Genomic DNA, 12,968 nt, shown 5'->3' with positions numbered 1-12,968 from the left:
GCGGGGGGCAAGCCCCTGCGCCTGATAAGGACAACCATGGCCCACGTACCGCAAATCAAGATCCCCGCCACCTACATGCGCGGCGGCACCAGCAAAGGCGTGTTCTTCAGCCTGCAAGACCTGCCCGAAGCGGCCCAGGTTCCGGGCCCGGCCCGCGATGCCCTGATGCTGCGGGTGATTGGCAGCCCCGACCCCTACGATAAGCAGATCGACGGCATGGGCGGGGCGAGCTCCAGCACCAGCAAAAGCGTGATCGTGTCCAAGAGCATCAAGGCCGGGCACGACGTCGACTACCTGTTCGGCCAAGTGGCCATCGACAAACCGTTCGTGGACTGGAGCGGCAACTGCGGCAACCTGTCGGCGGCGGTCGGTTCGTTCGCCATCGGCAGTGGCCTGGTGGACGCCAGCCGCATTCCCGCCAATGGCGTGGCGGTGGTGCGTATCTGGCAGGCCAACATCGGCAAGACCATCATCGCCCACGTACCGATTACCGACGGCGCGGTGCAGGAAACCGGCGACTTTGAGCTCGACGGCGTGACCTTTCCCGCCGCCGAGGTGCAGCTGGAGTTCATGGAACCGGCGGCTGAGGAGGAGGGCAGCGCCGGGTCGATGTTCCCCACCGGCAACCTGGTGGACGACCTGGAGGTGCCGAGCGTCGGCACCTTTAAGGCGACCCTGATAAACGCTGGCATCCCGACGATTTTCCTTAACGCCAAGGATTTGGGTTACACCGGCACCGAGTTGCAGGGCCAGATCAACGGTGATGCCAAGGCCTTGGCCATGTTTGAAACCATCCGCGCCTACGGCGCCTTGCGCATGGGCCTGATAAAGGACGTGGCCGAGGCCGCCCAGCGCCAGCACACGCCGAAAGTGGCGTTCGTCGCCGCGCCTGCCGACTACACCGCGTCCAGCGGCAAGCAGGTGAAGGCGACGGACATCGATTTGCTGGTGCGGGCGCTGTCCATGGGCAAGCTGCACCACGCCATGATGGGCACCGCCGCGGTGGCCATCGGCACGGCGGCGGCGATCTGCGGCACCCTGGTCAACCAGGCTGCCGGCGGCGGCGCGCGCACGGCGGTGCGTTTCGGCCACCCCTCGGGCACCCTGCGCGTCGGCGCTGAGGCCCGCCAGGTCAACGGCGAATGGACCGTGAAAAAAGCCATCATGAGCCGCAGCGCGCGGGTATTGATGGAAGGTTGGGTGCGGGTGCCGGGGGATTCGTTCTAACGCCACATTCTGCCTCTGTGTGGGCTAGCCCACACAGACTCTCTCCAAGTCGTCCTCACCCTTGCCGTGCCGGCAACTTGGTAATGGCAAACCCCGCCAACAAAATCGCCGAATACAGCATCAACTCCCGGGATACCACCTGGCCTTCGTACCAGGCGCCGATCACCACGGCGAACACCGGGAAAATAATGAACACGAACGACAGAATGATCGGGCTCAAGCGCTTGAGCAGGATGAAGTACACGATAAAGCCCCCCACCGACGCCACCAGCCCCAGGTACAGCAGGGCGGCCCACGAGCGTTGGCTGATGGCGCCGAACGCGGGCGCTTCCAAAAAACAACCGGCGACGAACAGCATCAGCCCGGCAATGCCGATGGGCAGGGTGTTGTAGGTGATGACGCTGATGGCCGTGCCTTGTTTCTTGGTTATCACGTAGCACAGCGCATGCAGGATGGCGGCCGTGAGGATCGCCACCACGCCGAGGAACTCCGCGTGGTCCAGGCTCAGGCCCTGGCTGCGCAGGATCATGAACAGGCTGGCAAAACCGATGCCGATCCCCAGCACCTGCGCACCACGAATGCGCTCGCCGAGGAACAGTGCGCTGAAAATCAGGATGAACACCGGCATGCAACTGAACAGCAGGGCCGTGAGGCCGGACGAGACGTGCATTTCGCCGTAGTTGAGCAAGTAGTACGGCACGCTGAAGTACGACAGGGTGACGAACACGAAAAACCAGCGGCTTTGCCGAGGGAACAGCAGGGGTTCGCGGCGCCACAGGGCAAAGCCCAGGAACAGCGGGAAAGCGATCAGAAACCGCAGGCCCGCCGAGGTCAGGGGCGGCACGCTTTCCACGGCGATCTTGATCCCCAGCCAGGTGGTGCCCCAGCTCAGGCAGACAATCAGGAACAGCACGCTGGTGACCAGTTTGGCCAGCCACGCCTTGCGTGCGGGGAGGGCCGGGTGGGCGGTGATGGCAGTGGGCATTGATTGCTCCTTTCGTGAAACGGAATTGACCTCTATATTTCGAGGCTTGATCCGAAATTGAACCCTTTTCGGCACGTTATTAGGGAAGCAGATGGCCGTCAAAGTAAGTATTGCCATGGTGTCAATGATGCGGGCCGGGTTGGCCGATGGCCTGGGCGCCAAGTACCAGCGCCTGGCGGAGGCGGTGGCGGCGGGCATCGCCCAGGGTTTGATTGAGCCTGGTTGCAAGTTGCCACCGCACCGTTTGCTGTCCGACAGCCTGGGAGTGACCATCGGCACCGTCAGCCGTGCCTATGGCGAGTTGGAGCGCCTGGGCCTGGTAGTGGCGCGGGTCGGCGACGGTACCTATGTGCGCGAGCAGGGCATGGAACGGGTACGTGACCAGGGCTTTCGCAATGTCGGCGATGAACCGCGCGCCTGCCTGGACATGAGCCGCAACCAGCACATCCCCGGCCAGGAAACCGCCAGCATGGCCCGCACTCTGCAAACCCTGGCCGGTGACCGCGCGGCGTTGCAGGGCATGGGTGGCTACACCGCCGACGCCGGGCTATTGCGCTACCGCATGGCGGGTGCGCAGTGGATGCGTCACGGCGCCTTTGTGCCAGACCCGGCCCAGGTCATCTGCGTCAATGGCGGCCAGCACGGCCTGCTGTGTTGCCTGATGGGCCTGCTCAAGGCCGGCGACACCCTGGTCACCGAGCACTTGACCTACCCGGGGCTTATCAGTGTGGCGCGCATGCTGGGCATCAAGTTGCTGGGCCTGGCCATGGACGAGCAAGGCCTGCTGCCCCAGGCGTTGGCTGAGGCGTGCCGCATGCACCGGGTCGCGGCGCTGTACTGCACGGCGACGCTGCAAAACCCGAGCACGGCGGTGATGTCTGCCGAACGGCGCGAGGCCATCGCCCGGGTCTGCCGGGAGCACAACCTCTTGGTGCTGGAAGATGAGGCCCACGGTGTGCTGATGGCTGACCGGCCCTTGCCCCTGAGTCATTTTGCCGCTGAGCGCAGCGTGCTTATCAGCAGCTTGAGCAAGGCCTTGGCGGCGGGGTTGCGGGTTGGCTACCTGCATGCGCCCGCCGCGTTGGTGGGGCGCTTGGCAGCCGCGGTGCGCGCCACCTGCTGGATGGCCACGCCCCTGAGCCTGGAGCTGGCCACGGCCTGGATTGAACAGGGTGTGGCCGCGCAGTTACTGCAGCAGCAGGTGGCCGAGATTGCTCGGCGCAAGGCGCTGGTAGAAGGGCAGTTGAGCGGGCTTGAGTACCAGACCCAACCCGGGTGCCCGCATTTCTGGATCAAGGTGCCCGAGCCGTGGCGGGCCTCGGAGGTGGAGGCGCGGCTCAAGGAAGGCAATTACCTGGTCGCCACCGCCGAGGCGTTCGCCGTGGGGCAGGCCGCGGTGCCGCAGTTCATCCGCGCCAGTGTGTGCAATGCCAGCGCAGATGACGCCTGGCTGGCAGAGGGTTTTGCCTTGTTGGGCGAGGTGCTGCGCCGGCCAGGCTAGTGAAATGGCCGAGAGTGATGACGGCTGCCCAGGCCGGATCACGTCACTTGGGCCGCCGGTCATGGCCCGCTTATTTGAAGCGCCGTTCCACGCCTTTTTCGACAAGGATCTTCGCCGAGATCTCTTCCACCGAAAAATGCGTGGAGTTGATGTGGGGAATGTTCTCGCGGCGGAACAGGTTTTCCACCTCACGCACCTCGAACTCGCACTGGGCATAGCTCGAATAGCGGCTGTTGGGCTTGCGCTCGTTGCGGATCGCGGTGAGGCGGTCGGGGTCTATGGTCAGCCCGAACAGCTTGTGCTGGTGGGCGCGCAGGGCATTGGGCAGTTGCAGGCGCTCCATGTCCTCTTCGGTCAGCGGGTAGTTGGCGGCGCGGATGCCGAATTGCATGGCCATGTACAGGCAGGTCGGGGTCTTGCCACAGCGGGACACGCCCACCAGGATCAGATCGGCCTTGTCGTAATAGTGGGTGCGGGCGCCGTCGTCGTTGTCGAGGGCGAAGTTCACCGCCTCGATACGCTCCATATAGTTGGAGTTGTGGCCGATGGAGTGGGATTTGCCCACCGAGTACGAGGAGTGCTCGGTCAGCTCGGCCTCCAGCGGCGCGAGGAAGGTGGAGAAGATATCGATCATGAAACCATTGGACGTGGCGAGAATCTCACGGATGTCCTGGTTGACGATGGTGTCGAAGATGATCGGACGCAAGCCGTCCTTTTCGGCGGCACTGTTGATTTGTTGTACCATTGCCCGCGCTTTTTCCGCACTGTCGATGTACGGACGGGTGAATTTGGCGAAGGTAATATTTTCGAATTGCGCCAACAGGCTCTGGCCGAGGGTCTCGGCTGTGATACCTGTGCCGTCGGAGATAAAGAAAGCAGATCGTTTCATTTGCGCCTTGGGCCTTAAGCTAGTCACGATTCTTGGATATGATAGGCGCGATTTGTTGGCCGCCAATTGGCCAGCATTCTCACTTATTTTCCAGGTCCAGGCCATATCGCTGGCAAATGCTCCTTTGAGCTGCCGGCCTCCTGAGCTTTTCCAACACAGTTAGTGGAGAGATCACCTTGGTAGAGTACGTAGTTTCCCTCGATAAGCTCGGCGTCCATGATGTGGAGCATGTAGGGGGCAAGAACGCATCCCTTGGCGAGATGATAAGCAACCTGGCGGGTGCTGGCGTGTCGGTGCCGGGTGGCTTTGCCACGACAGCTCAGGCTTACCGTGATTTCCTCGAATTGAGCGGCCTCAACGAACAGATCCACGCCGCGCTCGACGCGCTGGATGTGGACGACGTCAATGCCCTGGCCCGCACCGGCGCCCAGATCCGCCAATGGATCATGGAAGCCGAGTTCCCCGAGAAGCTCAACGCCGAGATCCGTACCGCGTTCGCCGCCCTGTCGGCCGGCAACCCGGATATGGCCGTGGCCGTGCGTTCCTCTGCCACCGCCGAAGACTTGCCGGATGCCTCTTTCGCCGGCCAGCAAGAGACTTTCCTGAACATCCGTGGCGTGGAAAACGTGATCCGCGCTGCCAAAGAGGTGTTCGCCTCGCTGTTCAACGACCGCGCCATTTCCTACCGCGTGCACCAGGGCTTCGACCATAAGCTGGTGGCCCTGTCTGCGGGTGTGCAGCGCATGGTGCGTTCGGAAACCGGCACCGCCGGCGTGATGTTCACCCTCGACACCGAGTCGGGTTTCCGTGACGTGGTGTTCATCACCGGCGCCTACGGCCTGGGCGAAACCGTGGTGCAAGGCGCGGTCAACCCGGACGAGTTCTACGTGCACAAGCACACCCTGGCGGCCGGTCGCCCGGCAATCCTGCGCCGCAACCTGGGCAGCAAGGCCATCAAGATGATCTACGGCGACGAGGCCAAGGCCGGTCGTTCGGTCAAGACTGTCGATGTTGACAAGGCTGATCGCGCGCGTTTCTGCCTCACCGACGCGGAAGTGGCCGAGTTGGCCAAACAAGCGATGATTATCGAGAAGCACTACAAGTGCCCGATGGATATCGAGTGGGCCAAGGACGGTGACGACGGCAAGCTGTACATCGTGCAGGCCCGCCCGGAAACCGTGAAGAGCCGCACCCAGGCCAACGTCATGGAGCGCTATCTGCTCAAGGAAACCGGCACCGTGCTGGTGGAAGGCCGCGCCATCGGCCAGCGCATCGGCGCTGGCAAGGTGCGCATCATCAAGGACGTGTCCGAGATGGACAAGGTCCAGCCAGGCGACGTTCTGGTCTCCGACATGACCGACCCGGACTGGGAACCGGTCATGAAGCGCGCCAGCGCCATCGTCACCAATCGCGGCGGGCGTACCTGCCACGCGGCGATCATCGCCCGTGAACTGGGTATCCCGGCAGTCGTCGGTTGCGGCAACGCCACCGAGCTGCTCAAGGAAGGCCAGGGCGTGACCGTTTCCTGCGCCGAAGGCGACACCGGCTACATCTTCGAGGGCCAGTTGGGCTTCGACATCAAGAAAAACTCCGTGGATGCCATGCCGGACCTGCCGTTCAAGATCATGATGAACGTCGGCAACCCGGATCGCGCCTTCGACTTCGCCCAATTGCCGAACGCCGGCGTGGGCCTGGCCCGCCTGGAGTTCATCATCAACCGTATGATCGGCGTGCACCCCAAGGCACTGCTGAACTACGCCGGGCTGCCACAAGAGATCAAAGACAGCGTCGACAAGCGCATCGCCGGCTACGACGATCCGGTCGAGTTCTACGTCGAGAAACTGGTGGAAGGCATCAGCACCCTGGCGGCGGCTTTCACCCCGAAAAAGGTCATCGTGCGCCTGTCGGACTTCAAGTCCAACGAATACGCCAACCTGATCGGCGGCAAGCTCTACGAGCCAGAAGAAGAAAACCCGATGCTGGGCTTCCGTGGTGCTTCGCGCTACATCAGCGAAGCCTTCCGCGACTGCTTCGAGCTCGAATGCCGCGCCCTCAAGCGCGTGCGCAATGAAATGGGCCTGACCAACGTCGAAATCATGGTGCCGTTCGTCCGCACCCTGGGCGAGGCGAGCCAGGTGATCGACCTGCTGGCCGAAAACGGCCTGGCCCGTGGCGATAACGGCCTGCGCATCATCATGATGTGCGAACTGCCGTCCAACGCGATCCTGGCCGAGGAATTCCTGGAGTTCTTCGACGGCTTCTCCATCGGCTCCAACGACCTGACCCAGCTGACCCTGGGTCTGGACCGTGATTCCGGGATCATCGCGCACCTGTTCGACGAGCGTAACCCGGCGGTCAAGAAGTTGCTGGCCAACGCCATCCAGGCCTGTAACAAGGCTGGCAAGTACATCGGCATCTGCGGCCAGGGGCCTTCGGACCATCCTGACCTGGCCAAATGGCTGATGGAGCAGGGCATCGAAAGCGTCTCGCTGAACCCCGATTCCGTGCTGGAAACCTGGTTCTTCCTGGCTGAAGGCCAGGCAGCAGGCTGATCGATGGATGAGGCGCCGCGCAGCCTTGGCTGAGCGGCGCTTTGGGATTCAAGCAGGGCGGGCTCCATTCGGATGCCGCCCTTTTTTGTGCAAGAGCATTATGCAAAGCAGCAGCAACCTATTTCCTGTCGCCCTGATTAGCGCCGAACGGCGCGGTGATCTGAGCGAAGATGTCTACCGCCTCAAGCCCGGGAACAGCCCGGACGGCTCCGTGGAGCTGGCCGTCACCCGTTTGGGCATGGCCGATGGCGGCCCGGTGCGCGGCGTTCCGGTGGTCTTGCTGCATGGCAGTTTTTCCAATCGACGCTTCTGGTTTTCCCCCAAGGGCCTGGGCTTGGGCGCCTTTCTGGCGCGGGCCGGGTTCGATGTGTGGATTCCGGAGATGCGCGGCCATGGTCTGTCCCAGCGCAACCAAGCCTATCGCAACAACCGTGTGGCCGATTACGCGCGCTACGACCTGCCGGCCATCGCCGCCTTCGTGCGTGAGCAAAGCGGCCAGGTACCGCACTGGATCGGCCATTCCCTGGGCGGCATCACCCTCGCCGCTGCGCTGGGCGGGCAGTACCTAGGCGAGCCAGCAGTGGCGTCCGTGGCGTTTTTCGGCACCCAGGTCAGCCGCACCTATTGGCCTTTGAAAATTCCGCCGGTGGAATGGAGCGGGCGTTTCATTCTCAAGCGTTTTGCCCAGTTGTCCGGTTCCCGGCTCAAGCGCGGCCCGGAGGACGAGCCTATTGGCCTGGCCCTGGAAAGCCTGCGCTGGTATGGCTTGTTTGGCCGTTTTGGCGAAAAGGACAAGGACTGGTGGGCCGGGCTGGCCGAGGTACAAGTGCCGGTGCTGGCGGTGAGCGCCGCGGGCGACGATCAAGACCCGACCTGGGCCTGCCGCAAACTGTTCGACCAACTGGGCTCGGCGCACAAACAATTCGTCTGCCTGGGGCCAGAGCAAGGCTTCAGCGAGCGCTTCGGCCACGTTGAGATGCTGGTCAGCAAGAATGCGCGCACCGAGGTCTGGCCGCTGGTGGCGCGCTGGCTGGCCGAGCCGCTTTCGCCCTTGTTGACCCAGGAGTCTAAGCAGGCCCTGGCAGTCTGATTGCGACGCTCTAACATCGGCGTTCCGCTGGCTCGGGCTAACGGCTAAGCTATGGCGCATTACACGGCTGGCGGCCTCAACATCTGCTACCGTGGCGCGTGTTTTTCGACCCCTCGTGTTTTTCCTCTACAGGAGTTTCTCGATGAACCATTACATCACTCCCGACCTGTGCGACGCCTACCCGGACCTGGTCCAGGTGCTCGAGCCGATGTTCAGCAATTTCGGCGGCCGAGACTCGTTCGGCGGCGAAATCGTGACCATCAAGTGCTTTGAAGACAATTCGCGGGTCAAGGAACAAGCAGAACTCGATGGGCAGGGCAAGGTGCTGGTGGTCGATGGTGGCGGCTCCCTGCGCCGTGCGTTGCTGGGCGACATGATCGCCGAGCGAGCGGCCAAGAACGGCTGGGAAGGGCTGGTGATCTACGGCTGCATCCGCGACGTGGATGTCATCGCGCAAACCGACCTGGGCGTACAGGCTCTGGCCAGCCACCCGATGAAGACCGACCGGCGTGGCGTGGGCGACCTGAACGTGCCCGTGACCTTCGCGGGCGTGACCTTCCGCCCGGGCGAGTACATCTACGCCGACAACAACGGCGTGATTGTCTCCCCCAGCCCGCTGAAAATGCCTGAATAAAGGGATTCAGATGTTCGAGGAAGAAAACGCGCAGTGGGGCCTGGTCCATGCCCTGGTGCTGGACGGTAAAGGCGGTGCGCGTTCGATTGCCCGGACTGAACTCGATGATTTGCAGCTTCAGGCCCACGAAAGCCTGTGGCTGCATTGGGATCGCAGCCACCCGCAAACCCAGACCTGGTTGCGTAAGTCCAGTGGCTTGAGCGAATTCAGTTGCGACTTACTGCTGGAAGAAAATACCCGCCCACGCCTGCTGGCATTGCCCGACAGCGAACTGTTGCTGTTCTTGCGTGGGGTCAACCTCAACCCGGGGGCCGAGCCCGAGGACATGGTGTCGGTGCGCATCTTCGCCTCGGCGCAACGGGTGATTTCCCTGCGTCTGCGGCCCTTGCGCGCCACCGATGAGCTACTGGCGCAACTGGCCGAGGGCAAAGGCCCGAAAACCAGCTCTGAACTGGTCCTTTATATGGCTCAGTACCTCACCAATAAAGTGCAGGACTTGGTCAGCGACCTCTCGGAAGTGGTCGATGAGGAAGAGGAAAAACTGGATACCGACGAGCGGTACACACCCGAGCACGGGGCCATTTTGCAGATCCGCCGCAGGGCAGCGGGGCTCAAGCGCTTCCTGGCGCCACAGCGGGATATTTTCGCCCAGTTGACCCGTATCAAACTGCCCTGGTTCGTCGATGACGATGGCGATTACTGGAACGAATTGAACAACAGCCTGACCCGTTATCTCGAAGAACTGGAATTGACCCGCGAGCGCGTGGGGCTGGTGCTGGAGGCCGAAGACCGGCGTTTGAGCGTGCGCATGAACCGCACGATGTACCGCTTCGGTATCGTGACCGGGATTTTTTTGCCCATGAGTTTTCTCACCGGCCTGCTGGGGATCAACGTCGGCGGAATTCCGTTCTCCGACAGCCCATATGGCTTCCTCCTGGCGTGCCTGATGATGGTTTCGGTGGCGCTGGGGCAATGGTGGTTGTTCCGCCGATTGCGATGGGTATGACGGCGCGCCGTGTGACCCGAAGAATTTTGATCGCGTCTTTCACTGACATCTCGAGAGGTGCGTATGCACGATCCGTTTGAACAGTCCCTACGTGACATGCTTAACGCCACGCCGTCGAGCCGCGACGACGACGCCTGCTTGGGTCGCGTACTGAAAACCGCCAACCGCCAGGTCGGTGCCGGTGATCTCTTCAGCCTCCTGGGCCGCTGGTTGCCGGCGCTGATGATCGCGCTCAATAACGGCTCGGCCCACGTCTCGCCGGTTTCCCGCCGCAAATCTACCGCTCGTACTGCTGATAAGGCTGATTGAATATGGAACTTGATCTCTGGACCCAGAGCCTCGTCACGGCAATGACCGCGTTGTGGACCAAGGTGGCGAACTTCATTCCCAACCTGTTCGGGGCGTTGGTCGTTCTGTTGCTGGGCTTTGTCGTGGCCAAGCTGCTTGACACCCTGCTGTCCAAGTTGCTGGCCAAGCTGGGCCTCGACCGGCTGATGGGCGGCACCGGCTTGACCAAGTTGCTGTCGCGCGCGGGCCTGCAAGTGCCGATCTCCACACTGATTGGCAAGATCGTCTACTGGTTCGTCCTGCTGATTTTTCTGGTTTCTGCCGCAGAGTCCCTTGGCCTTCAGCGAGTTTCAGCTACGCTCGACATGCTTGCGCTGTATTTACCGAAGGTTTTCGGCGCTGCGCTGGTGTTGTTGGTTGGGGTGTTGTTGGCGCAATTGGTCAACGGGTTGGTGCGCGGGGCGGCAGAAGGCGTGGGTCTGGACTACGCTGCCGGGCTTGGTCGCATTGCTCAGGGGCTGGTCATTATCATCAGCATTTCTGTTGCGATCAGCCAGTTGGAGGTCAAGACCGACCTGCTTAACCATGTGATCGTGATCGTTTTGATAACCGTTGGTCTGGCAGTTGCCTTGGCCATGGGATTGGGAAGCCGGGAAATCGCCGGTCAGATTCTTGCAGGAATCTATGTGCGTGAGCTGTATCAGGTTGGGCAACAAGTGCGTGTAGGCGAGGTCGAAGGCCAGATCGAGGAAATCGGCACGGTGAAAACCACCGTGCTGACCGACGAGGGCGAGCTAGTCTCCCTCTCCAATCGGATCCTGCTGGAGCAGCATGTGAGTAGCCGCTAACCCGGCAAACCCTGCTACTGTATGCCGCCGCAAAAGCCCGCGAAACGCCGGCTGCGGCGGACATTGACCTGACTGTCGGCCCGACTCGTTTTGAATAAAGCCCAATCGCTATCCACGCGCTACGATCCCCGCGAGCTCTCTGATGAGGAGTTGGTTGCGCGCTCGCACACGGAGCTGTTTCACATAACACGCGCCTATGAAGAATTGATGCGGCGTTATCAGCGGACCCTGTTTAACGTTTGTGCGCGTTATTTAGGGAACGATCGTGACGCCGATGATGTCTGTCAGGAGGTGATGTTGAAGGTGTTGTACGGGTTGAAGAACTTCGAGGGGAAATCGAAGTTCAAGACATGGCTCTATAGCATCACGTACAACGAATGCATCACGCAGTATCGAAAGGAACGGCGAAAGCGTCGCTTGATGGACGCCTTGAGCCTGGACCCCCTCGAAGAGGTGTCTGAAGAAAAGACACCAAAGCCCGAGGACAAGGCCGGACTCGACCGCTGGCTAGTGCACGTGAACCCGATTGACCGCGAAATCCTGGTGCTACGATTTGTCGCAGAACTGGAATTTCAGGAGATCGCAGACATAATGCACATGGGTTTGAGTGCTACAAAAATGCGTTACAAGCGTGCTCTAGATAAATTACGTGAGAAATTTGCAGGCGTCGCTGAAACTTAGTTCGATGCAAATATCTCTTACGTCCAGGCAAGTCTGTTAGACTGGCCGCCGAGTTGTCCCCCGGTTTGCGGGACTGCTTTACAATCACCAGATGGGGATTTAACGGATGAAACTGAAAAACACCTTGGGCTTAGCCATTGGTTCTCTTATTGCCGCTACTTCGTTCGGCGCGCTGGCACAAGGCCAAGGCGCAGTTGAAATCGAAGGTTTCGCCAAGAAAGAGTATTACGACAGCGCTCGTAACTTCAAAAACGACGGCAACCTGTTCGGTGGCTCGGTTGGTTACTTCCTGACCGACGACGTAGAGCTGCGTCTGGCCTACGACGAAGTGCACAACGTACGTGCCGACAACGGCCGTAACATCAAGGGCTCCAATACCGCACTGGACGCTCTGTACCACTTCAACAACCCGGGCGACATGATCCGTCCGTACGTTTCGGCTGGTTTCTCCGATCAAAGCATCGGTCAGAACCAATCCGGTCGTAACGGTTCCACCTTCGCCAACCTGGGCGGCGGTGCCAAGCTTTACTTCACCGAAAACTTCTACGCCCGTGCTGGTGTTGAAGCTCAGTACAACATCGACCAAGGCGACACCGAGTGGGCGCCAAGCGTCGGTATCGGTGTGAACTTCGGTGGCGGCTCCAAGCCTGCTGCTGCTCCAGTTCCAGCTCCGGCTGAAGTCTGCTCCGACAGCGACAACGATGGCGTGTGCGACAACGTCGACAAGTGCCCAGACACCCCAGCCAACGTAACTGTTGACGCTGATGGCTGCCCAGCAGTTGCTGAAGTTGTACGTGTTGAGCTGGACGTGAAATTCGACTTCGACAAGTCGGTCGTCAAGACCAACAGCTACGGCGACATCAAAAACCTCGCTGACTTCATGAAGCAGTACCCACAAACCACCACTACTGTTGAAGGTCACACTGACTCCGTCGGTCCTGACGCTTACAACCAGAAGCTGTCCGAGCGTCGCGCTAGCGCCGTTAAACAGGTTCTGACCAACCAGTACGGTGTTGAATCGTCCCGCGTTCAGTCTGTTGGCTACGGCGAATCCCGCCCAGTTGCTGACAACGCCACTGACGCTGGTCGCGCTGTTAACCGTCGCGTAGAAGCTGCGGTAGAAGCTCAAGCTAAGTAATTAGCTGGTAGCTCTGAAAAGCCCGGCCTTGGCCGGGCTTTTCTTTGCCTGCGATTTGATGAACGCCTGCTGTTTTCATGGCTCCTAGCGTGCCACGTTGCCATCAGTCAGGCAGCCGGACGCTTCAGT

12 protein-coding genes are annotated in these 12,968 nt (G+C 61.1%); 10 read left to right on the top strand and 2 right to left on the bottom strand.

The features are described 5' to 3' along the window. The first annotated feature begins 36 nt into the window (after positions 1–36). Positions 37–1,227: a 2-methylaconitate cis-trans isomerase PrpF gene (gene prpF, locus AC19YT_RS09300; protein ID WP_500597513.1), complete on the top strand. Its 1,191-nt coding sequence runs from the start codon at positions 37–39 to the stop codon at positions 1,225–1,227. A gap of 55 nt (positions 1,228–1,282) precedes the next feature. Here the strand turns inward: prpF and AC19YT_RS09295 are convergent, their stop codons facing one another. Then, positions 1,283–2,161 carry a DMT family transporter gene (locus tag AC19YT_RS09295; protein WP_500610154.1) on the bottom strand — a complete coding sequence of 293 codons (879 nt, stop codon included), beginning with the start codon at positions 2,159–2,161 and terminating at the stop codon, positions 1,283–1,285. A 142-nt stretch (positions 2,162–2,303) separates the two neighbouring features. Here AC19YT_RS09295 and AC19YT_RS09290 point away from each other — a divergent pair, with 142 nt between their 5' ends. Next, on the top strand, positions 2,304–3,713 hold the full coding sequence (locus AC19YT_RS09290) for an aminotransferase-like domain-containing protein (protein ID WP_095107567.1): 1,410 nt from the start codon (positions 2,304–2,306) through the stop codon (positions 3,711–3,713). Between the two features lie 70 nt (positions 3,714–3,783). Here AC19YT_RS09290 and ppsR read toward each other — a convergent pair whose 3' ends face one another. Then, entirely contained in the window at positions 3,784–4,602 is an 819-nt protein-coding gene (ppsR, locus tag AC19YT_RS09285) for a posphoenolpyruvate synthetase regulatory kinase/phosphorylase PpsR (RefSeq protein WP_095107568.1), read from the bottom strand. A gap of 176 nt (positions 4,603–4,778) precedes the next feature. On the opposite strand from ppsR, the gene ppsA reads away from it, so the two are divergent. From ppsA to AC19YT_RS09245, 8 genes are all read left to right on the top strand, one after another. Next, positions 4,779–7,154, top strand: coding sequence for a phosphoenolpyruvate synthase (ppsA, locus tag AC19YT_RS09280; protein ID WP_095107569.1), 2,376 nt, complete (start codon positions 4,779–4,781; stop codon positions 7,152–7,154). Positions 7,155–7,254: 100 nt separating this feature from the next. Beyond that, a complete protein-coding gene (locus tag AC19YT_RS09275; RefSeq protein ID WP_500597509.1) occupies positions 7,255–8,244 on the top strand; it encodes an alpha/beta fold hydrolase in 990 nt (329 codons plus the stop codon). Positions 8,245–8,386: 142 nt separating this feature from the next. Further along, positions 8,387–8,878, top strand: coding sequence for a ribonuclease E activity regulator RraA (gene rraA, locus AC19YT_RS09270; protein WP_095107571.1), 492 nt, complete (start codon positions 8,387–8,389; stop codon positions 8,876–8,878). 10 nt (positions 8,879–8,888) lie between these two features. Then, positions 8,889–9,884 carry a divalent cation transporter CmaX gene (gene cmaX, locus AC19YT_RS09265; protein WP_500597508.1) on the top strand — a complete coding sequence of 332 codons (996 nt, stop codon included), beginning with the start codon at positions 8,889–8,891 and terminating at the stop codon, positions 9,882–9,884. Between the two features lie 63 nt (positions 9,885–9,947). Beyond that, complete coding sequence (locus tag AC19YT_RS09260) at positions 9,948–10,193, top strand: CrfX protein (RefSeq protein ID WP_095107573.1); 246 nt, start codon at positions 9,948–9,950, stop codon at positions 10,191–10,193. Positions 10,194–10,195: 2 nt separating this feature from the next. After that, complete coding sequence (locus AC19YT_RS09255) at positions 10,196–11,020, top strand: mechanosensitive ion channel family protein (protein WP_095107574.1); 825 nt, start codon at positions 10,196–10,198, stop codon at positions 11,018–11,020. A gap of 90 nt (positions 11,021–11,110) precedes the next feature. Then, entirely contained in the window at positions 11,111–11,701 is a 591-nt protein-coding gene (gene sigX, locus AC19YT_RS09250) for an RNA polymerase sigma factor SigX (RefSeq protein ID WP_500610137.1), read from the top strand. 106 nt (positions 11,702–11,807) lie between these two features. Next, positions 11,808–12,839, top strand: coding sequence for an OmpA family protein (locus tag AC19YT_RS09245; RefSeq protein WP_095107576.1), 1,032 nt, complete (start codon positions 11,808–11,810; stop codon positions 12,837–12,839). Positions 12,840–12,968: the final 129 nt, after the last annotated feature.

Source organism: Pseudomonas sp. MF08875 (assembly GCF_059862525.1).
This window is presented reverse-complemented; position numbering and strand designations above follow the sequence as displayed.

What these genes read in the sequence shown, in the direction of transcription:
- prpF (WP_500597513.1), top strand. Translation starts at nt 37, where the DNA reads ATGGCCCACGTACCGCAAATCAAGATCCCCGCCACCTACATGCGCGGC.
- AC19YT_RS09290 (WP_095107567.1), top strand. Translation starts at nt 2,304, where the DNA reads ATGGCCGTCAAAGTAAGTATTGCCATGGTGTCAATGATGCGGGCCGGG.
- AC19YT_RS09260 (WP_095107573.1), top strand. Translation starts at nt 9,948, where the DNA reads ATGCACGATCCGTTTGAACAGTCCCTACGTGACATGCTTAACGCCACG.
- AC19YT_RS09245 (WP_095107576.1), top strand. Translation starts at nt 11,808, where the DNA reads ATGAAACTGAAAAACACCTTGGGCTTAGCCATTGGTTCTCTTATTGCC.
- AC19YT_RS09255 (WP_095107574.1), top strand. Translation starts at nt 10,196, where the DNA reads ATGGAACTTGATCTCTGGACCCAGAGCCTCGTCACGGCAATGACCGCG.
- ppsR (WP_095107568.1), bottom strand. Translation starts at nt 4,602, where the DNA reads ATGAAACGATCTGCTTTCTTTATCTCCGACGGCACAGGTATCACAGCC.
- AC19YT_RS09275 (WP_500597509.1), top strand. Translation starts at nt 7,255, where the DNA reads ATGCAAAGCAGCAGCAACCTATTTCCTGTCGCCCTGATTAGCGCCGAA.
- cmaX (WP_500597508.1), top strand. Translation starts at nt 8,889, where the DNA reads ATGTTCGAGGAAGAAAACGCGCAGTGGGGCCTGGTCCATGCCCTGGTG.
- rraA (WP_095107571.1), top strand. Translation starts at nt 8,387, where the DNA reads ATGAACCATTACATCACTCCCGACCTGTGCGACGCCTACCCGGACCTG.